We start from the raw sequence: 18,072 nt of genomic DNA on the forward strand, positions 1-18,072 counted from the left end.
CCATGACGACACCCCCCGCCCGCTCCCCCGAACCTCCCGAGAACACGCCGGCCGACCCGGCCCGGACCATGCGGATCGGCCACGCCGAGCGCGATGAGGTCATCGAGGTGCTGCGGGAGGCCGCGGGCGAAGGCCGCCTCACCACCGAGGAGCTCACCGAGCGGATCGAGCTCACCGCGGCCGCGAAGTTCTACGTCGACCTCGACGCGATCGTCGCCGACCTGCCGGTGCCTCCGCCCTCGGATCGGATCCGCCCGACCCAGCGTCCGCCGCGGGCCGCACCCGGGGCCTCCGACGCCCCCGGTCACCACCCCTTCGACCCGCTCGTCCTGCGCGCCTCCTGGGACAACGCCAAGCGCAAGGGCCGCTGGACTCCCCCGCCCTTCATCCGGCTCGAAGCCGTCGGGGCGACCGCAGAGGTGAATTTCCTCGAGGCGACCACCGACCTGCCCGAGATCGACGTCGAGGTCTCCGGCGGCATGGGCAACGCCGTGGTCGTCGTACCCGAGGACTGGGGCGTCAACATCGATCGCCTGAGCTCCAGCTGGGGCACCGTGCGCTCGAAGGTCGCCGCCGACCCGCAGCCGGGCAAGCCCCTCGTCCGCGTGCACGGCTCGATGGGCATGGGCGCCTTTACCGCCCGCCACGCGGGCTGCTTCGAACGCAAACGGCTGGAGAGCAGCGGGAATGGATGAGCCCCAGATCCTGGTCGTCCTCATCGTCATCGCGTTCTTCGCAGTGGCGCTGTTCGGCGGGGGCTACCTCATCTTCCGGGTGATGAACCGGCCGGACTCCTACATCGGCTCGCACCTTCCCGGTGACCGGGCGGAGGAGACGACGCCCCACTTCGTCGACGACGACACCACGGACGACACCCCCGACGGGTCCCCGCAGGGTCCCGAGGAGCCGCACGAGGACACCGACCGCGGTCCGCGCTACTGAGCGCCGCCACCGGTCCCGACAGTCCCCGCATCCGACAGGCCCCCACATCCGATGAGGACCCCCGCCCGGCGTGCCCGCATCCGACAGGCCCCCACATCCGATGAGGACCCCCGCCCGGCGTGCCCGCATCCGGCAGGATCCGCGTCCGGGCGTGTCCCGTGCCGTCGCGGAGCCGAGGCGCGGGCTCAGTCCGCCGCGGACTCGCTGACCTCGACCCGCGCATGCTCGTCGCGGCCGAACAGCCACAGCAGGAGCTCCACCGGCGTGCCGCGCAGCGTGGTCGAGGCCGCGCCGGTGCGTCCGGCCGAGGTCGTCCCGAACCCGGTCGCCTCCACCACGAGGTGGGTGCCGGACTTGAGGCTCGCCGGCAGGATCATCGCCTTGACGAGCGCGAAGCAGCGGGAGTGGAGCTCCCAGGGCAGGTCGCGCGGCTCCCAACCGGGCTGGGCGCGGCGGACGTCCTCGTGGTGGACGAGGAACTCCGCAGTATTCATGAGCCGGTCCACCGGACCCCAGCTCGCCGGGTTCCAGACCGGAGCACCTTCGGCCACACGGCCGACGAGCTGTTCCCAGGGCAGTGCGGTGAGTTCCGCCTCGGCGCCGGCGGCCCGCTCCTGCAGGAGCTGCGACTTCCCTGCGAGCGCGGGGAACGCATTGCCGACGAGGGCGTCCGGCCGACGGTCGCGGATCACGATGTGCACGGCGAGGTCCCGGGTCGTCCACCCCTCGCACAGGGTCGGGGCATCGGGGCCGACGGTGCGGAGCAGGGCGGCGAGGGAGCGGCGCTCGGAGCGGGCGAAGTTCGTCATCCGTCCAGTCTGCCCTGCCCGTGGGCGCCTGTCGACGCGTCGGGCTTGCGGGCTGCGGGCTGCGGGCTTGCGATCAGCCTGCGCCCTCCAGCGCGCTCTCCCAGACGGCGAGGAAATCGGCGACGCGGCTGATCGAGCGCAGCACGGGGAGCTCATCGGCGCGCGTCGGGCCGTCGGTGACGACGACCACCGGCATCCCGGCCTTGACGGCCGCGCGCACGAACCGCAGCCCGGAGTGCACCGCCAGCGAGGTGCCGAGCACCGCCAGGCCCGAGGCCTCCTCGACGAGGGCGAAGGCCGCGTCGACCCGCGGGCGGGGCACCGATTCCCCGAAGTACACGACATCGGGCTTGAGAAGCCCGCCGCAGCGCGGGCAGTCGAAGACCCGGAAGCCCGCCGTGTGCTCGAGCTCGACATCGCCGTCCGGAGCGGTCTCGAGCGTCTCCGTGGACACCGCGAGCTCGGCGAGGAAATCGGGGTTGAGCGCGTCGAGCTCCTCCTGCACGCGGTCCCGGCCGAGCGTGAGCCCGCAGTCGAGGCACACCACCCGGTCGAGGCGCCCGTGGAGATCGATGACCGGCTCCGAGCCGGCCGCCTGGTGGAGGCCGTCGACGTTCTGCGTGATGATCCCCAGCGGTGCGATCCGGGCGAGCGCACGATGCCCGGCGTTCGGGTGGACCGCAGTCATCCGCTTCCAGCCGATCCACCCGCGTGCCCAGTACCGCGCGCGCTGTGCGGGGTGCGAGAGGAAGGTCTGCACGGTCATCGGGGTCCGCGCCGGGGAACCGGGCCCGCGGTAGTCGGGGATGCCCGAATCAGTGCTGATCCCGGCACCGGTGAGCACCGCCCACCGCTGCGGTGGGATCGGGGTCATGGCGGCGACGATCTGTTCGTCGGTGTGCTCCGGAGCGGGGCGCTCCCGTCCGCGCAGCGGATCCCGGACGACTCCCATGCACCCTCCTCCGCGTCGATGTGCGGCGCTCGTCCGCCGCCGGTCCCAGTGTTCGGGATCCCGGTCCAGCCTACGGCCTCAGCGGTTGTCCGCACGCGTTCCAGGACCGCAACACGGACCCCGTCCCCGTGTCCGCTCCGCACTGTAGTCTTGGCTCTGTCAGCCGCCCCCGAACCCGACCGGAGCCGTCATGGGAGACTTCCTCTCCACCCTCGTCACCGCCGTGATCGTCATCGGGATCGTGCTGGTGATCATCCTCGTCGTCAAGCGGATGCGCGCATCGGATCGCCCCGTGCACGTCGATGCCGGGCCGCGCGCCCACGACCCGTTCGCACCCGGTCAGGACACCGGCGGGGACCCGTTGAAGATCCACGCCGGCGACATCCTCGAGTTCGGTTCGGAGAAGCACTTCGTGCGCGGCACCCTGCGGATCGCGGAGGGCGGCTACACCTGGGCCGAGCACTTCTTCCAGGGCGACGGCAGCGCACAGCGGCAGTGGCTCACCGTGGAGGAGGATCCGGACCTCCAGCTCTCGATCTGGAAGGACCGCCCGGATCTCGACATCGAGCCGCGCTCCGAGCAGATCGACCTCGAGGGGACCTCGTACACCCTCGTCGAGCACGGCACCGCGACCTACCGCTCCGAGGGCACCACCGGGCTGCGGCCGCAGGGCGCGCTCGACTACGTCGACTACGAGGCCGGCGACGGCACCCACCTCTCCTTCGAGCGGTTCGACCACGGCCGCTGGGAGGTCAGCACCGGACGACCCGTGACCCCCGGCTCCTTCACGATCTACCCGGGCAGCTGAGATGCACAGCCTCGACGTCCCCTTCGCCGACACCGCGGCGGCCGACCTCACCTTCTCCCTCGCCCAGGGACGGCTCCCGTCCGTCCACAGCACCGTCGCCCGCCTCACCGCGCGCTCCGGCCACGCCCTGCGGGTCGAGCTCGCCGTGCTCGGCTGCTCCCACCAGGTGATCGTCACCGGCGGCGGTGCCGAGCTCATCGAGACGCTCGCCTGCCTCCCCACCGCGGACCCGACGCTGCCGGAGAGCCGCCTCACCGCCGGGATCGCCGGGACCGGGGTCCATGACTTCCGCTCCCGTGTCGACCATGTGGGGACCGATCGGTTCCTCGCGGCGGTGGACGACATCGTCGCGGGGGCACAGCGGGCCGCGCACCACGCCGTCGTCGACTTCCCCGGGCACCCCGGCGCCGTCACCGCCCTCGCACTGGGTCCCTCCGCGGCCGCCGGGACCGAGGCAGGAGCCGGGACCGAGGCCGGGACCGAGGCCGGAGCCGACGGCACGCAGCGGGTGGGCGATGCGCTGTCCTGGCAGACCTGGCACTGCTACCCGCAGCACGGTGAGATCGTGCACACCCGCACCACCCTCACCGGCCTCGAGCACGCCTTCCGACCGACCGCCGGCGCCCACCCGTGCCCGGCTCGACCGAGCGAAGTCTCGATATGAGCTTCCCGCCCCCGAACCCGCAGCCCGGGCCCGGAGACCGCATCCCGCTCCCCGGCTCCGGCCGGCCCGGCCCAGGACAGTCCGACCGTGGCCGGTCGGGTCCGCGGCAGTCCGGACCCGGCCGCCCCCGGGTGACGATGAGCGGCCGGAGCTTCGACTTCGACGCGGAGAACGGCCGCGGCGGCTCCGGCGGCGGACACCAGCCGTGGACGCCGGGCGAGAACGAGTCGGCCAAGCGCGGCGGCAAGGGCTGCGGCTGCATCATCGGCCTGCTCGTCGTCCTCTTCCTCCTGCTCTCGCTCATCGGCTCGTGCTCGAGCTCGGCGACGACGGGCTCGGCGCAGTGCGGCGACTACGACCTCGTCGACGGCGAGTACGTCAGCGCCCCGAACCGCGGCGACTACGACAAGCAGGGCGAGAACTACACCTACGTCGGGTGCGATTCCTCGTCCCGCTCCGGTGGTGGGGGCTTCTGGTTCTTCCCGTTCATCTTCGGCGGCTCCTCCGGATCCGATTCGAACTACGGCGGCGGCTCCGGCTACCGCGGCGGCGGCTCGGGCACCGGCAAATGACCGGCACTCCCGCACCCGCCGGAATCGCCGAGCACACAGCCGCAGCGACCACCGCCGGGCACCCGGCACCCGACCACCTCAGCTGACATCCACCGTCCGAAAGGCCCATCATGATCGTCCCCCTCCTCATCGAATCCGGAGTCGTCCTGGCGTACGCGGTGGCCGGGCTGCTCCTCATGCTCGTCGGCTACGGCGTCGTCGACCTCATCACCCCCGGCAAGCTCCACGAGCTGCTGTGGACGGAGAAGTCCCGGAACGCCTCGATCCTCGTCGCCTCGAACCTGCTCGGTGTGGCGATCATCGTGGCGGTCGCGATCCGCGCGAGCGCCGGCGACCTCGTCTGGGGGCTCGTCTCGACGATCGTCTACGGCGTCATCGGGATCATCATCATGGCGGCGAGCTTCCTCATCGTCGACGCCCTGACCCCGGGCCGGCTGGGTGAGATCGTCCACTCCGAGACCGTCCACCCCGCGGTATGGGTCAACGCCTCGGCGCACTTCGGCATCGCCATCATCATGGCCTCCGCCCTCCTGTGATCGGCTGACCCGCGACCTCCGTGAGCACCGCCGCCGACCCGGAGTCCATGCGCCTGCCGGTGCGCCCCGGGCCGGCGCGATTCCTCGTCCTCTTCGCCGTCTTCCTGTGCGCCTCGTGCGGCATGGTCTACGAGCTCGCACTCGTGGCGCTCGGCTCGTTCCTGCTCGGCGACACCATCGTGCAGGCCTCGATCGTGCTGTCGGTCATGGTCTTCGCGATGGGCGTCGGATCGATCCTCACCAAGCGGCTGACCCATCTCGCCGCGGTGTCGTTCGCCCTCATCGAGGCCGCGCTCGGGATCATCGGCGGCCTGTCCGTCCTCTCCCTCTACCTCGCGTTCGCCTACCTCGACCTCTACACCGCGGCGATGATCGTCATCGCCTTCGTCATCGGCGTCCTCATCGGGGCGGAGATCCCGCTCCTCATGGAGCTCATCCAGCGCATCCGCGCCCAGCGCGCCTCGGCCGCGGTCGCCGACCTCTTCGCGGTGGACTACGTGGGCGGGCTCATCGGCGGCCTCGCCTTCCCGTTCCTCCTGCTGCCGCTGCTCGGGCTGCCCCGCGGCGTGCTCGCCGTCGGGATCGTCAACGCCGTCACCGGCATCCTCATCGTCGTGTGGCTGTTCCGGCACGAGCTCTCCCGCCGCGTGCGCACCGGGCTGACCCTGCTCCTCGTCCTCATCGTCGGGGTGCTCACCGCCGCCTGGGTCTACACGGATGCGATCGAGGTGACCTCGCGGCAGAAGATCTACCGGGATCCGATCGTCACCGCCGAGCGCAGCGCCTACCAGGACATCGTCGTCACCCGCCATCCGCGCACCGGCGACACCCGGCTGTTCCTCAACGGCGACCTGCAGTTCGCCTCGAACGACGAGCACCGCTATCACGAGTCGCTCGTGCACCCGGTGCTCGACGGCCCGCGTGACCGGGTGCTCGTGCTCGGCGGCGGCGACGGCATGGCCCTGCGCGAGATCCTCAGGTACCCCGACGTCGAGGAGGTCACGCTCGTCGACCTCGACCCCGCCGTCGTCGAGCTCGCCCGGACGGACGAGGCGTTCACCGAGTTCAACGGGGAGTCGTTCGCCGACCGCCGGGTCGACTACGTGCCCGCCGACGCCTTCACGTGGCTGCGGGAGGAGAACGACCGGGCCTACGACGTCGTCATCGCCGACCTCCCCGACCCGGACGACGTGTCGACCTCGAAGCTCTACACCATCGAGTTCTACGGCCTCGTCGAACGCGCGATGAACCCCGGGGCGCGGCTCGTCGTGCAGGCCGGGTCCCCGTTCTTCGCCCCCGAGGCGTACTGGGGCATCGGGGAGAGCATCGCGCAGGCCGGATTCGCCACCACCCCCTATCACGTCGATGTCCCGAGCTTCGGCGACTGGGGTTACTTCCTCGCCGCGACCGGCGAGGCGCCGGAGGTCGAGGTGCCCGTCGATGCCCCGTCCGACCTGCGCTTCCTCACCCCCGAGGTGGCGCGCGCCGCACTCGTGTTCCCGCCCGACCGCGATCGCGCCTCCGTCGGCACGGTCGAACCGTCCTCCCTCCTCCACCCGCGGGTGATCGACCAGCAGCGCGGAGCGTGGATCGGGTACTGATCACCGCCGGCAGGCGCACTCCCCCACGGGCCGGGGCACCCTGCGGATGTCCGCCGGGGGTCCGGCGAACCTTCGCCGGGACCATCGACCGCGGCGCGCTCCCTGCGTAGAGTGGATGCATGAGCACTGTTCTCCTCGTCCACCACTCGCCCTCCGATGCCACCGCCGCGCTCGCCGAGGCTGCCCGCGCCGGGCTGACCATGCCGGAGCTCGACGGGGTGGAGCTCGTCGAGAAGGCCGCGCTCGAGGCGACCGTCGAGGACGTGCTCGCCGCCGATGCGTTCGTGCTCGGCACCACTGCGAACTTCGGCTACATCTCCGGGGCGCTCAAGCACTTCTTCGACACGACGTACTCCGCGACCCGGGAGCAGACCGCCGGCCGCCCGTTCTCCCACTGGATCCACGGCGGCTACGACACCACCGGCGCGGAGCGCGCGATGGAGTCGATCACCACCGGCTACGGCTGGGAGCAGGTGTGCGCCCCGGTCGTCTTCACCGGGGAGGTCACCGAGGAGCACACCGCAGCGGTGACCGAGATGGCGGCCACGGTCGCCGCGACGACGATGGCCTGAGCCGCCGACCTCAGCGGGAGCCGAGCAGGTAGCTCACCGATTGGGCCGCGGCGGCACCGGATTCGAGCGCCCCGTTGTGCGAGCTCGTCCGGTAGCGGTCGCCGGCGACGACGATCGGCCCGTCGAGCGTGGGCTCGCGCCGGTCGAGCACTCCGACTCCGGAGGCCGGCAGGGCGTGGGCGATACGATCGATCGCGACGACCTCCCACCGGGCGGTGTCCACCCCGGAGAGGTCGGCTGCGGCGGCGCGCACCTCGCCCTCGGTGGGCTCCCGGTACTCCGCCTCGCCACCGGGCCCGGTCTCCCCCAGGGGGACGTTGGCGGCGAGCAGATGACGGCCGGGCGGTGCGGCCTCGGGCACGGGAGCGGTGACCTCGGCGAGCGTGGTCACCGGCCCGCGCGGATGCCGGCCGTCGATGCCGAGCAGCCGCTGCTTCTGCGGCGGCTCGTCGGCGGCGAACCACCACGTGGTCATCCCGCGGGTCCGCACCGGCGGCAGCGCCAGGCCGAGGTCGGTGGTGAGCCCGGCGGCGACGACGACGGCCGCGGCCTCGCGCACCTCCGATTCCGTCTCGATGCGGACCCCGGTGCCGGTCGTCCGCACCCCGGTGGTGCGGACGCCGGTCTCCACCTGCGCACCGGCCCGCAGCGCCGCGGCGGCCAGCACCTGGGCGAGTGCCTGCATGCCGCCGGCCGGGAGCACGGGCGTAGTCGAGGCGAGGAGCCTCAGCTGCCACAGCAGGTACTGGGCGCTCGCGGTGCGCGCGTCCTGGGCGACGAGCCCGGAGGTGAAGGGTTCGATCACCGCGTTGCGCAGAGGTCCGGTGATCCGGTGCTCGTCGAGCCAGTCAGCCAACGGGATGTCGATGGTCGGTGCCCGGCCGAGCAGGGCGGTGAGCCGCGGGATCTCGCGCGGGGAGAGCAGGCCCGAGCGCAGGGTGCGGAAGGCGAGCTGCGGCTCCCGGGAGGGGTCGGCGACGACGACGCGGGACTTCGCGGTGCGCACCGACACCCCGGCGGGGAAGGCGGTGAGGTCGAGCGCGTCGACATCGATGGCCTCGCGGAGCGCCGGGTAGGCGGGGTTGACGAGCTGGAAGCCGTGGTCGGGACGGAAGGGGCCGACGGTGCGCCCGCCGATCCGGCCGCCCACGCGGTCCGCGGCCTCGAGCACGCTCACGCTGTGCCCGGCCCCGGCGAGGAGCGCCGCGGCTCGCAGCCCGGCAGCGCCGGCACCGATGACGATGACCTCGCTCAACGCTGACCTCCTTCACGAGTGTGCGGCATGGGCCGCCCCACGGGATCCAGCCTAGTCGGTCCGAGCCCGGGAGCCGGCGGGCGCGGGTCCGGGAGGCGCGGGTGCGGCGGCGGCCGGGGCGATTCCACGGCGGAGTGCAGAGGTGGTCTGCGGTGAATGGCCAACGGGCCGGACGACCTGGTGGTCGTCCGGCCCGTTGAGCGGTGCCACGTTCCGGCGCGGTGCGGCCGGGACTCGGGGCCCGGCCGGGAGAGCGCGGGTCAGTACGTGTTGACCGAGGCGCTTCCCGCCGCGACGACGGCGATGACGATGGCGAGAATGACGCCGAGAACCCCCAGGATCAGGAAGATGATGCCGAGGATGAAGCCCCACTTGCCCAGGGTGTTGTCCGGCAGGCCGGCCTCGCGCGACTTGGTGCGGGCCATCTTGCCGCAGATGATGCCGACGATCGGACCGATGATGGCGAAGCCGATGAAGGTCGACAGCGAGGCGATGAGGGCGACGATGCCGAGGGTCTGACCCGGATCCTGCTGACCCGCTGCGGGCGCTCCGGCCGGCTGCGAGTACTAGTTGGAGTAGCCGGAGTTGTCCGAGTAGGACGAGTTGTCCGAGTAGGACGAGTTGTCCGCCCGCTGGGGATTGTACTGATCGCTCAAGACGACCTCCTTGGATGGTGGTCCACCGCTGGTCTGCGGCGGGTTTTCAGGGAATGCCAGGAACATCGTAACGCCGCCTCGCACCCGGCAGCAGTGACAACACTGTTCCGATCTCGTCACAGCACCGGCGCAGGAAGGGCGGTCGCCAGATCCTGCCGCTGCCGGCGAATGAGCGAGAGGCCCCCTGATCACTGATCAGAGGGCCCCTCGGCGGCGGAGGATAGGGGATTTGAACCCCTGAGGGCGTTAACCCAACACGCGTTCCAGGCGTGCGCCATAGGCCGCTAGGCGAATCCTCCGCAGAGAACGTTACCCGAACGCGGCGTGAATAGGCGAATCAGCCGAGCAGCGGGCGCCGCGGAATACACCTCCCCCGTCGTCCCGTTCCCCTCGTGTACGCAGTCCCGGACGCTCCGCGCGCCGGGCGCACCCGCGCTCCCACAGAGCGCACACCCAGACGAAGGAGCATCACCATGGCAGTGTCCGACAAGAAGGTCGCGTTCCTCCTCACCCGCGGCGTCGAGCAGGTCGAGCTCACCAGCCCGCGCGCCGCGCTCGACGGCGCCGGCGCGACCACCGTCATCGTCTCGCCCTCGGAGGGCACCCTGCAGGCGATGGAAGGCGACTGGGAGCACGCCGACACCTTCGACGTCGACGTGCCCGTCGCCCAGGCCTCGGCGGACGACTACGACATGCTCGTACTCCCCGGCGGCACGCTCAACGCCGACGCCCTGCGCCTCGACGAGGATGCGGTCGCCCTCGTCAAGGCATTCTTCGCCGCGGACAAGCCGGTCGCCGCGATCTGCCACGCCCCGTGGATCCTCGCCGAGGCGGACCTGGCGCGCGGACGGAAGCTCACCTCCTACATCTCCACCCGCACCGACCTCGTCAACGCCGGTGCGGATTGGGAGGACTCCGAAGTGGTCGTCGACGGCAACCTCATCACCTCGCGCAACCCCGGTGACCTCGATGCGTTCAACCGGGCGATCGCCGCAGCGCTGAGCTGATCGGCAGCCGACCGCGCCCGAGGCGATCCGCGGGCATCCCGGCGGGCGCACCTCGGGCGCGGTGACGGCACGGTGGCGGCAGAGCCCGGGTGATTTCTCGTCCCCCGGGCTCTGCACTACACTGGGTGGCGGCTCTCCGTGTGGCGTCATCCTGCGAACCCCCCAGGACCGAAAGGTAGCAAGGGTAAGAAGGCTCTGGCGGGTGCACGGAGAGTCCTTCACATTCACCCGCGCCCGCCACTGCCCCCGTCGGCCTGCGCCCCGTCGGCGTGCGCGCACCCGCCCGAACGTTCGAGACCGACCGGTCACCCCCGACTGTTTCAATCCGACCCGAACGTACGCTAGGGTTCGATTCATGGAAGCACCGGCGCTTTCACCCCGGGTCTGGCCGCTGTACCTGGCGACTTTCCTCTCCACGTACGTGTTCGCCGTCGCGAACATCTCCGTTCCCGGGATGCAGGCCGCACTCGACCTCCCCGGATCACGGACGACCCTGGTCATCGGGGCCTATTCGGTGTCCTTCGCCGCCGGTCTCATCATCTGCGGGCGCCTGGGCGACACCTTCGGCCGACGGCGCCTGTTCCGGATCGGGATCGCGGCGATCCTCGTCTGCTCCGTCCTCACCGCGTTCGCCCCGAGCGTCGAGCTGCTCGTGCTCGGCCGCCTCCTGCAGGGCTGCGCGGCCGCGCTCACCACCCCGCAGATCCTGTCGACCGTCCAGGCCACGCTCACCGGCACCGCCCGCTCCCGCGCCATCAGCGGCTACAGCATCTTCGCCGGGATCGGGACCGTGGGCGGCAACATCATCGGCGGTGCGATCAACAGCCTGTTCCCCGTCGAGTTCGGCTGGCGCGCGGCGTTCCTGTCCATCGCCGTCATCGCCGCCGTCACCTGGGCCGGCACCGGGTACCTCCGCGAATCGCGCTCCCCCGACCCCGAGGGCTTCGACGTCCCGGGCTCCGCGATCGTCGCCTTCGCCCTCCTGTGCCTCATCACCGGCCTGACCAACGCCGCCGCGCTCGATCCGCTCGACCCGTTCTCCACCCCGGGGATGCTCGCGCTCACGCTGGGACTGCTCGCCGCCTCGGCCGTGGGGTTCCTCGTCCTGCGCCGTCACCTCCTCAACCGGGAGCTCTCCCAGCGGCCCTCCGTGCTGCCCCTCCACGTCATCACCGAGCCGGCGGTGAAGATCGGGATGATCCTCGCCGCCCTGTTCTTCCTCATGCTGTCGGCATTCATGTACAACTTCGCCGTGTTCACCCAGCAGGGGCTCGGCTGGCCGCCGCTCAAATCGGGGATGTCGCTGCTCGTCCTCGCGACGTCCTTCGTCATCTCCTCCACCTTCGCCACCCGGCTCCTCGATTCGTTCGGCCCGCGCATCCTGCTCGTCGGCTCGGCCTTCCAGGCGACCGGGTTCGCGACGCTGGCGACCCTCGCCTTCGTCGACGCCCAGCCGTTCCTGCTGTGGTACCAGCTCGTCGGCATCCTCATCGGCGGCGGCCAGGGGCTGATGTTCGGACCGCTGATCTCCGTGGTGATGAACCACGTCCCCAACCGCGTCGCCGGCCTCACCGGCGGGCTCATCGCCACCACCCAGCAGGCCGGGATGGGGATCGGCGTCGCGACCCTGTCGAGCCTCTTCACCGTCCTCTTCACCCTGCTCCCGCCGATGCACGCGTTCGGCTGGGTGCTCATCGCCTCGGTCGTCCTCTCGCTGCTCTTCGGCCTCATCGCCACCCGGCTCGTCCGGCCCGCCGCCGGGGACTGAGCGGCGGGCGCGCGCAGGCCTCGGCCCGGGGACGCCCGCGAGGCGTGGGCGGGCGCCCGGGATGCGGGTCGCGCTCGCACCCCGGCTCCCGCTGTCACAATTCCGCAACGCCTGCACCGATCGAACCCGCAGGTCAGGCAGGTGGGCCGACACATCTGGCTCGGATCCGGGCGCCTTCGCCGGAGGACCGCAACACGCCGACGTCTACTCTGATCCGGAGCCCCCCCCGACCATCGCGCATGCGCGATGCCGCCTCTGCGCTCCCGCGCGGACCGGCACCGCCGCCCGGTCGGATCCGGCTCCGCCCCACCCGCCTCGTCACCAGGAGAGCTCCCGTGCTCCGTCGCCCATCCGCCGCACTCGTCGCCGCCACCGCCGTGGTCCTGCTCAGTGCATGCACCGCCCAGCAGCCCGGCCCGCAGTCCACGGACGGCACCCGGCCGACCGACAGCGCGACCGAGGCCACCGCGGCCGCCCCCGTCGTCGAGGTCGTCGACCCGGATGAGGTGGATGCAGGGGACCAGAAGACACCCGCGGACGATCCCTCCTCGGAGGAGGGATCGGAGCCCGGATCGGGGGGCGGCGGAGCCGAGGCGAGCGCGCCCGAGCAGACCGAACCGGGTCCGTCCGCTCCATCGGGCGCGGCAGGCACGGATGCCGCCGATATCGAGTTCGCCCCCGGCGACACCTTCGCCCTCGCCGTCACCGGCGGTGAGTTCGCCTCGGTCGAGCTCCTCGACGCCGACCACTCCGCAGTGCCGGCCGACCCGGGCACGGTGAGCGAGGACGGCACCGGCTGGCAGGCGCGCGCCGGACTGGCCGGCGGCGCCTCGTACGAATGGCGGGCCGTCACCACCGCGGCCGACGGCAGCGAGCACACCACCACCGGCACCTTCGAGACGAGCGCACCGGCCGGCAGCACGGTGCGGGCGCGCTCGGTCATCGCCGACGACGACACCGTGGGCGTGGGCGCCCCGATCATCATCAACTTCGGCGGCTCGGTCGATGAGGAGTTCCGCGACGACGTCGAGCAGAGGCTGAGCGTCGCGGTCACCGACGAGGACGGCGAGCCGCGCGAGGTCGACGGTGGCTGGGCCTGGCTGCCGAACATCGACGGCCACTCCCGCATCCACTACCGGCCCGCCGAGTTCTGGCCCGCGCACTCGCAGGTCGCCGTCGACCTGCCGCTCGAGGACGTGCCGTTCTCCGAGTCCGCGCACGGCGGCAAGGACATGACGCTCGACTTCGAGATCGGCCGCGAGCAGATCACCGTCGCCGACGCGAAGACCCACCGGATGACCGTCACCCGCAACGGCGAGGAGGTCATGGACTTCCCGGCCTCCCTGGGCGCCCCGCGCTCGCCGTCGTACAACGGCATGCACATCGTCATGTCGAAGGCCGAGTCCTACACGATGACCTCGGAGCAGTGGGGCTACTCGACCCCGGTCACCCACGCGGTGCGCATCCACAACAACGGCGAGTTCATCCACGCCGCCCCGTGGTCGGTGGGCTCGCAGGGCTCGGCGAACGTCTCCCACGGCTGCATCAACCTCTCCACCGAGCGCGCGAGCGAGTACTACGACTCCGCGATCTACGGCGACCCGGTGGAGGTCACCGGCTCCTCCGTCGATCTCACGGTGGATTCCGGCGAGGTCGCCGACTGGGTCTACACCTGGGAGGAATGGCAGGAGCTCAGCGCTCTGGCCGACTGAGCGCGCTGGCCGGCTGAGGCGGGGCGCCTCGACGGCGTCCGGGCCCACACCTCGGGCCCGGCGACGGACGGGGCGGGCGCCTCGGCGGCCACGTCCGCTGGGTGACATCACGCAATGGGTGACGTCACGCCATGGGTGACGTCACTCCATGAGCGCGGAGCGGATGAGGAAGCGCTTGCCGGTGGGTGACTCCACGCTGAAGCCGGCGCCGCGGCCGGGCGCCACGTCGATGGTGAGCTTCGTGTGCTTCCAGTACTCGAACTGCTCCACGGACATCCAGAACTCGAGCGGGCTCGTCCCGCCGTCCGCCAGCGGGACCTCGAAGGTGCCGAGCAGCACGTCGGCGTCCGAGGTGAGGAACTCCCCGGCGGGGAAGCACATCGGCGCCGAGCCGTCGCAGCAGCCGCCGGACTGGTGGAACATGAGCTCGCCGTACTGGGCGATGAGGTCCTGGAGCAGGTCGATCGTCGCCTGCGTCAGGCCCACGCGGGAGGCGGCCTCCCCGGCGATCGCCGGGGTGGATTCCAGGACTGCGGCTGCGGTGCTCATGTCGTCACGCTCCTCCTCCACCGGGCGGGCGGTCCGCCCGGTGTCGTCCTCAGCTGCGGGGCATGCGGCCGAGGAGGTAGAACTCGGGGTTCGGGCGCATCCCGGTGACCGTCGCCAGGCGGTTCGAGAGGCCGTAGAAGCCGGTGATCGCGGTGATGTCCCAGATGTCCTCGTCGTCGAAGCCCTGGGCGTGGAGCACGTCGAAATCGCTGTCCTCGACCGTGCCGGGGGCCGTGCAGACCTTGAGGGCGAAATCGAGCATGACCCGCTGGCGCTCCGGGAGACCGGCCGCGCGGTGGTTGACGGCGACCTTGTCCGCGATGTGGAAGTCCTTGGCGTAGATCCGCAGCAGCGCCCCGTGGGCGACCACGCAGTAGAGGCAGTCGTTCGCCGCCGAGGTGGCGGTGACGATCATCTCCCGGTCGGCCTTGGAGAGCCCGCCGGTGTCCTTGTCCATGAGCGCCTCGTGGTAGGCGAAGAAGGCGCGGAACTCCGCCGGCCGGCGGGCCATCGCGAGGAACACGTTGGGGATGAACCCGGCGCGCTCGGCCTGCTCCTCGATCATCGCGCGGATGTCGTCGGGCAGTTCGGCCAGCTCGGCGGGAGGGTACCGGACGTCGTCGTCGCTCATGACCCCACTGTAGGCCCGCGCCCCGGACCGGTCCAGAGGCGGCTGAGATCGCGGAGTCCGGCGGATCTGCTCTCAGGAACCTCCGGAAACTGCACTCCCGGTCAGGGGGATCGCCGGCGCAGGACGAGCACGACCGCGGCGATGACGACGAACAGCACCGCCCCGACGAGCACCGCCTGCCCGGACACCGTGAAGGCGAGCAGCAGGCACAGGACGAGCCCGAGCACCTGGAGGACGCGCGGATAGAGGCGCTGCGCACCGGTCTGGGTGAACGCGGTGATGTTCGTGATCGCGTAGTAGACGAGCACCCCGAAGGACGAGAACCCGATCGCCTGCCGGATGTCGCCGAGGAGCACGAGCACGACCGCTGCCGCGCACACGAGGAACTCCGCCCGCGCCGGGGTCCGGAACCGTTCGCCGACGTGCGCGAGGAACCCGAAGTGCCGGGAGTCGCGCGCCATCGCGAAGATCGTGCGTCCGAGTCCTGCGGCGAGCCCGAGCAGCGCGCCCAGGCAGGCGAGCGCGGCCCCCACCCGCACCAGTGCCTGCGCCCAGGTGGAGCGGCCGACCGCCTCGGCGAGGGGCACGGCGCTCTGGGCGAGCTGGGCGGGGCCGAGCACGCCCATGACCGCGACGGCGATGACGGCGTAGAGGGCCGCGGTGATGGCGAGCGCGATGATGATGGCGCGCGGGATGGTGCGCCGCGGTTCGCGCACCTCCTCGCCCAGAGTGGCGATGCGGGCGTAGCCGGCGAACGCGAAGAACAGGATGCCGGCGGCCTGGAGCACGCCGAACAGGTCGAAGCCGGCCGGCACGACGAGGTTCCCGGACGCATCGATGCGGGAGGCCGCCGAGGAGATGACGCCGAAGGAGAACTCGTCCCCGGCGGCGATCACGGCGAGCAGCACGCCCAGGATCGCGAGCACGCTGAGAACGATCCAGCGGGTCATCCGCGCCGTCTTCGAGATCCCCAGGGTGTTGACCGTGGTGATCGCGAGGAGGGCGAGGACCGCGAGCGGCTTCTGCCACGCCTCCCCCGCGGCATAGGCCGCGAAAGTCAGCGCCATCGCTGCGGTCGAGGCCGTCTTGCCGATGACGAACCCCCACCCGGCGACGAGTCCCAGGGAGGGGTTCAGCTGCGCCCGGGCGTAGGCGTAGGTGCCCCCGGAGGTCGGGTACTGGGCGGCGAGCTGGGCCGAGGAGGTGGCGTTGCAGTAGGCGACGAGCGCGGCGAGGGCGAGGGCGAGGAACACCCAGCTGCCCGCCTCGGCGGTGGCGGGGGCGAGCGCGGCGAAGATGCCGGCGCCGATCATCGACCCGAGCCCGATGATCACCGCATCGCCGAGGCCGAGGGTGCGCGACAGCGCGGCACCGGGCTGGGAGGCCGCGCTGGTGCGGGCCGGCGGGCGGTCCGGCGAGGAGCCCGAGGGCGGCGGGGGCTGAGTCGTCACACGAGCCGTTGTACCAGAACCGTCCGACGCCCCGGTGAACTCCACGCCGCAGACGCCCATTCGGTGCGGCATCGAATGGGCGAGGGGAACTGCTGCGGCGGGCGCAGCCTGCGAATTCTGCGTCCGCCACCGCCGTTTCCGTCGCACTCCGGCGCGGCGCACAGCGGGAACACTCCCCGAACTCGCTGCCGCTCGGGGGCGCGAAGCCGCCGGCGCGATTCGACGGATCCCCGGTACGAGGCGCCCCGGAAGGCGCTGACCTTGCAGAGATCGGCGGAACCGTTCACAGGAACCGCCGAAAATTGCATGGTGGATGGGGCCTCAGGTGAGCGCGGGGCGGGAGCGGCGCAGGAGCAGGGCGATGACGAACGCGGTGGTCATCATCGCGCCGGTGAGCACGGTGACGCCCCACCAGCCCTGCGCCTCCCAGGCGACCGGGGCGAGGTTCCCGTTGATCGAGGACCCCGTGTAGTAGAAGAGCATGTACATCGACGCCGCCTGCGCGGGCACCCCGACCGTCGCGGTCGAGCGGGAGGCCACCCATGCGGAGGCGAGCGAGTGCATGACGAAGAAGCCCATCGCGAGGATCGCCATCCCGAGCACCACGAGGACGAGCGGACGGGCGGCCATGATCCCGATCCCGGCCAGCGCCATGAGCGAGCCGAGCGGCAGCACGGAGCGCAGGGAGTACCGGTCAGCCGCCCGCCCGGCGAGCACGCTCGCATAGCCGGCGACCGGGTAGATGAGGTAGAGGAGGCCGATCGCCCCGATGCCGAGCAGGTACGGCGCGGCCTCGAGCCGGAAGCCGAGCACGTTGAACGCCCCGACGAAGGTCCCCATCCCCAGCCCGCCGGTGAGGTAGAGGCCGAGCAGCACCGGATCGCGGAAGGCCCGGCCGAACTTCCGCACGAGCGCGGCCGGCGCATCGCGGTGCGGGGAGAAGCCGCGCGACTCCGGGAGCAGGAACCAGCACGCCACCGCACAGCCGATCGACAGCAGCGCGGTGCCGAGCAGCGCCATGTGCGAGGGCGACAGCGGCATCCGCTCCGCGATGCCGAACCGATCGAGGACGTCGATGATCCCCGTCGACACGATCCGCCCGGCGAGCCCGCCGAGCGTGGTGCCGAAGATGTAGATGCCCGTCGCGCTCGTCGCGTACGAGCGGTGGATCTCCTCCTTGAGGTACACCGCGGCGGTGGCCGGCAGCCCGGCGAGCGCGAACCCCATGACGAACCGGGTGAGGAGGAAGAGGTTCCAGTCGTCGACGAGGGCGACGAGCACCCCGAGCACGGAGGCGAGCGCGAGCGACCAGCGGATGAGGCGCACCCGGCCGATCCGCTCGGAGATCGGCACCGCGAGGATGAGACCGATGCCCAGGCCCGCGGTGGCGAAGGACACGGAGAGCGCCGCGACGGCCGGGCTGATGCTGTACTCGCGCGTGAAATACGGCAGGATGGCCTGAGTGTTGTAGAGCAGGGTGAACGTGGCGAGACCGGCCATGAGGAGGCCGACCTCGATCCGCCGCGTCATCGGGTCACCGTGCCGGTACCCCTCGAATCCGCTCATGGAGCACCACACTACGCGCCC

At 71.6% G+C, this 18,072-nt stretch carries 19 protein-coding genes, 1 tRNA gene and 1 other RNA gene; 12 read left to right on the forward strand and 9 right to left on the reverse strand.

Translation table 11 applies throughout. The features are described from left to right. Nucleotides 1-2 precede the first annotated feature (2 nt). Nucleotides 3-695, forward strand: a complete 693-nt coding sequence (locus ABD883_RS04525; RefSeq protein WP_345030223.1) for a DUF1707 SHOCT-like domain-containing protein — start codon at nucleotides 3-5, stop codon at nucleotides 693-695. After that, the gene (locus ABD883_RS04530) at nucleotides 688-942 is read left to right on the forward strand and encodes a hypothetical protein (RefSeq protein WP_247425512.1); all 255 of its coding nucleotides are present in this window, start codon (nucleotides 688-690) and stop codon (nucleotides 940-942) included. Before ABD883_RS04525 ends, ABD883_RS04530 begins: the two co-directional genes overlap by 8 nt. A 185-nt stretch (nucleotides 943-1,127) precedes the next feature. Here ABD883_RS04530 and ABD883_RS04535 read toward each other — a convergent pair whose 3' ends face one another. After that, a complete protein-coding gene (locus tag ABD883_RS04535) occupies nucleotides 1,128-1,751 on the reverse strand; it encodes a TIGR03085 family metal-binding protein (RefSeq protein ID WP_345030225.1) in 624 nt (207 codons plus the stop codon). 73 nt (nucleotides 1,752-1,824) lie between these two features. Beyond that, on the reverse strand, nucleotides 1,825-2,703 hold the full coding sequence (locus tag ABD883_RS04540; RefSeq protein WP_345030227.1) for a Sir2 family NAD-dependent protein deacetylase: 879 nt from the start codon (nucleotides 2,701-2,703) through the stop codon (nucleotides 1,825-1,827). A gap of 190 nt (nucleotides 2,704-2,893) precedes the next feature. On the opposite strand from ABD883_RS04540, the gene ABD883_RS04545 reads away from it, so the two are divergent. From ABD883_RS04545 to ABD883_RS04570, 6 genes are all read left to right on the forward strand, one after another. Next, nucleotides 2,894-3,511 carry a DUF4178 domain-containing protein gene (locus ABD883_RS04545; RefSeq protein ID WP_345030229.1) on the forward strand — a complete coding sequence of 206 codons (618 nt, stop codon included), beginning with the start codon at nucleotides 2,894-2,896 and terminating at the stop codon, nucleotides 3,509-3,511. A gap of 1 nt (nucleotide 3,512) precedes the next feature. Continuing rightward, complete coding sequence (locus tag ABD883_RS04550; RefSeq protein ID WP_345030231.1) at nucleotides 3,513-4,175, forward strand: DUF2617 family protein; 663 nt, start codon at nucleotides 3,513-3,515, stop codon at nucleotides 4,173-4,175. Nucleotides 4,176-4,312: 137 nt separating this feature from the next. After that, a complete protein-coding gene (locus tag ABD883_RS04555; RefSeq protein WP_345030233.1) occupies nucleotides 4,313-4,747 on the forward strand; it encodes a hypothetical protein in 435 nt (144 codons plus the stop codon). Nucleotides 4,748-4,857: 110 nt separating this feature from the next. After that, on the forward strand, nucleotides 4,858-5,283 hold the full coding sequence (locus tag ABD883_RS04560) for a DUF350 domain-containing protein (protein ID WP_247425524.1): 426 nt from the start codon (nucleotides 4,858-4,860) through the stop codon (nucleotides 5,281-5,283). A gap of 20 nt (nucleotides 5,284-5,303) precedes the next feature. Further along, nucleotides 5,304-6,884, forward strand: a complete 1,581-nt coding sequence (locus ABD883_RS04565) for a polyamine aminopropyltransferase (protein ID WP_345030236.1) — start codon at nucleotides 5,304-5,306, stop codon at nucleotides 6,882-6,884. Nucleotides 6,885-7,003: 119 nt separating this feature from the next. After that, nucleotides 7,004-7,456 (forward strand): flavodoxin family protein, encoded by a 453-nt coding sequence (locus tag ABD883_RS04570; RefSeq protein ID WP_345030238.1) that lies wholly within the window; start codon nucleotides 7,004-7,006, stop codon nucleotides 7,454-7,456. Nucleotides 7,457-7,466: 10 nt separating this feature from the next. Here ABD883_RS04570 and ABD883_RS04575 read toward each other — a convergent pair whose 3' ends face one another. The 3 genes from ABD883_RS04575 to ABD883_RS04585 all read right to left on the reverse strand — a co-directional run bounded on the left by ABD883_RS04575 (nucleotide 7,467) and on the right by ABD883_RS04585 (nucleotide 9,666). Further along, nucleotides 7,467-8,711: an FAD-dependent oxidoreductase gene (locus tag ABD883_RS04575; RefSeq protein WP_345030241.1), complete on the reverse strand. Its 1,245-nt coding sequence runs from the start codon at nucleotides 8,709-8,711 to the stop codon at nucleotides 7,467-7,469. A gap of 260 nt (nucleotides 8,712-8,971) precedes the next feature. Then, complete coding sequence (locus ABD883_RS04580) at nucleotides 8,972-9,136, reverse strand: hypothetical protein (protein ID WP_295690055.1); 165 nt, start codon at nucleotides 9,134-9,136, stop codon at nucleotides 8,972-8,974. Nucleotides 9,137-9,581: 445 nt separating this feature from the next. After that, nucleotides 9,582-9,666, reverse strand: a tRNA-Ser gene (locus tag ABD883_RS04585). 174 nt (nucleotides 9,667-9,840) lie between these two features. Between ABD883_RS04585 and ABD883_RS04590 the strand changes: the two genes are divergently transcribed. From ABD883_RS04590 to ABD883_RS04605, 4 genes are all read left to right on the forward strand, one after another. Then, entirely contained in the window at nucleotides 9,841-10,374 is a 534-nt protein-coding gene (locus ABD883_RS04590) for a type 1 glutamine amidotransferase domain-containing protein (protein WP_345030244.1), read from the forward strand. 127 nt (nucleotides 10,375-10,501) lie between these two features. Further along, nucleotides 10,502-10,596, forward strand: an RNA gene (gene ffs / locus ABD883_RS04595) — signal recognition particle sRNA small type. Between the two features lie 133 nt (nucleotides 10,597-10,729). Continuing rightward, nucleotides 10,730-12,142: an MFS transporter gene (locus ABD883_RS04600; RefSeq protein WP_345030245.1), complete on the forward strand. Its 1,413-nt coding sequence runs from the start codon at nucleotides 10,730-10,732 to the stop codon at nucleotides 12,140-12,142. 335 nt (nucleotides 12,143-12,477) lie between these two features. Beyond that, nucleotides 12,478-13,854, forward strand: coding sequence for a L,D-transpeptidase (locus tag ABD883_RS04605; RefSeq protein WP_345030247.1), 1,377 nt, complete (start codon nucleotides 12,478-12,480; stop codon nucleotides 13,852-13,854). A 141-nt stretch (nucleotides 13,855-13,995) separates the two neighbouring features. On the opposite strand, the gene ABD883_RS04610 is transcribed toward ABD883_RS04605, so the two are convergent. The 4 genes from ABD883_RS04610 to ABD883_RS04625 all read right to left on the reverse strand — a co-directional run bounded on the left by ABD883_RS04610 (nucleotide 13,996) and on the right by ABD883_RS04625 (nucleotide 18,051). Then, nucleotides 13,996-14,403, reverse strand: coding sequence for a DUF779 domain-containing protein (locus tag ABD883_RS04610; RefSeq protein WP_345030249.1), 408 nt, complete (start codon nucleotides 14,401-14,403; stop codon nucleotides 13,996-13,998). Nucleotides 14,404-14,452: 49 nt separating this feature from the next. Further along, nucleotides 14,453-15,034: a peroxidase-related enzyme gene (locus ABD883_RS04615; RefSeq protein WP_345030251.1), complete on the reverse strand. Its 582-nt coding sequence runs from the start codon at nucleotides 15,032-15,034 to the stop codon at nucleotides 14,453-14,455. A 101-nt stretch (nucleotides 15,035-15,135) separates the two neighbouring features. Continuing rightward, the gene (locus tag ABD883_RS04620; RefSeq protein WP_345030253.1) at nucleotides 15,136-16,485 is read right to left on the reverse strand and encodes an APC family permease; all 1,350 of its coding nucleotides are present in this window, start codon (nucleotides 16,483-16,485) and stop codon (nucleotides 15,136-15,138) included. A gap of 321 nt (nucleotides 16,486-16,806) precedes the next feature. Further along, on the reverse strand, nucleotides 16,807-18,051 hold the full coding sequence (locus ABD883_RS04625) for an MFS transporter (protein WP_345030255.1): 1,245 nt from the start codon (nucleotides 18,049-18,051) through the stop codon (nucleotides 16,807-16,809). Nucleotides 18,052-18,072 lie beyond the last annotated feature (21 nt).

The sequence above is a fragment of the Brevibacterium pityocampae genome (genome assembly GCF_039541555.1).
GTDB lineage: Bacteria > Actinomycetota > Actinomycetes > Actinomycetales > Brevibacteriaceae > Brevibacterium > Brevibacterium pityocampae.

Excerpts from the sequence above, each read along its gene's own strand:
- ABD883_RS04600 (WP_345030245.1), top strand. The coding sequence starts at position 10,730 with ATGGAAGCACCGGCGCTTTCACCCCGGGTCTGGCCGCTGTACCTGGCG.
- ABD883_RS04545 (WP_345030229.1), top strand. The coding sequence starts at position 2,894 with ATGGGAGACTTCCTCTCCACCCTCGTCACCGCCGTGATCGTCATCGGG.
- ABD883_RS04540 (WP_345030227.1), bottom strand. The coding sequence starts at position 2,703 with ATGGGAGTCGTCCGGGATCCGCTGCGCGGACGGGAGCGCCCCGCTCCG.
- ABD883_RS04615 (WP_345030251.1), bottom strand. The coding sequence starts at position 15,034 with ATGAGCGACGACGACGTCCGGTACCCTCCCGCCGAGCTGGCCGAACTG.
- ABD883_RS04610 (WP_345030249.1), bottom strand. The coding sequence starts at position 14,403 with ATGAGCACCGCAGCCGCAGTCCTGGAATCCACCCCGGCGATCGCCGGG.
- ABD883_RS04555 (WP_345030233.1), top strand. The coding sequence starts at position 4,313 with ATGAGCGGCCGGAGCTTCGACTTCGACGCGGAGAACGGCCGCGGCGGC.
- ABD883_RS04525 (WP_345030223.1), top strand. The coding sequence starts at position 3 with ATGACGACACCCCCCGCCCGCTCCCCCGAACCTCCCGAGAACACGCCG.
- ABD883_RS04535 (WP_345030225.1), bottom strand. The coding sequence starts at position 1,751 with ATGACGAACTTCGCCCGCTCCGAGCGCCGCTCCCTCGCCGCCCTGCTC.
- ABD883_RS04550 (WP_345030231.1), top strand. The coding sequence starts at position 3,513 with ATGCACAGCCTCGACGTCCCCTTCGCCGACACCGCGGCGGCCGACCTC.
- ABD883_RS04560 (WP_247425524.1), top strand. The coding sequence starts at position 4,858 with ATGATCGTCCCCCTCCTCATCGAATCCGGAGTCGTCCTGGCGTACGCG.
- ABD883_RS04625 (WP_345030255.1), bottom strand. The coding sequence starts at position 18,051 with ATGAGCGGATTCGAGGGGTACCGGCACGGTGACCCGATGACGCGGCGG.
- ABD883_RS04590 (WP_345030244.1), top strand. The coding sequence starts at position 9,841 with ATGGCAGTGTCCGACAAGAAGGTCGCGTTCCTCCTCACCCGCGGCGTC.
- ABD883_RS04570 (WP_345030238.1), top strand. The coding sequence starts at position 7,004 with ATGAGCACTGTTCTCCTCGTCCACCACTCGCCCTCCGATGCCACCGCC.
- ABD883_RS04580 (WP_295690055.1), bottom strand. The coding sequence starts at position 9,136 with ATGGCCCGCACCAAGTCGCGCGAGGCCGGCCTGCCGGACAACACCCTG.
- ABD883_RS04530 (WP_247425512.1), top strand. The coding sequence starts at position 688 with ATGGATGAGCCCCAGATCCTGGTCGTCCTCATCGTCATCGCGTTCTTC.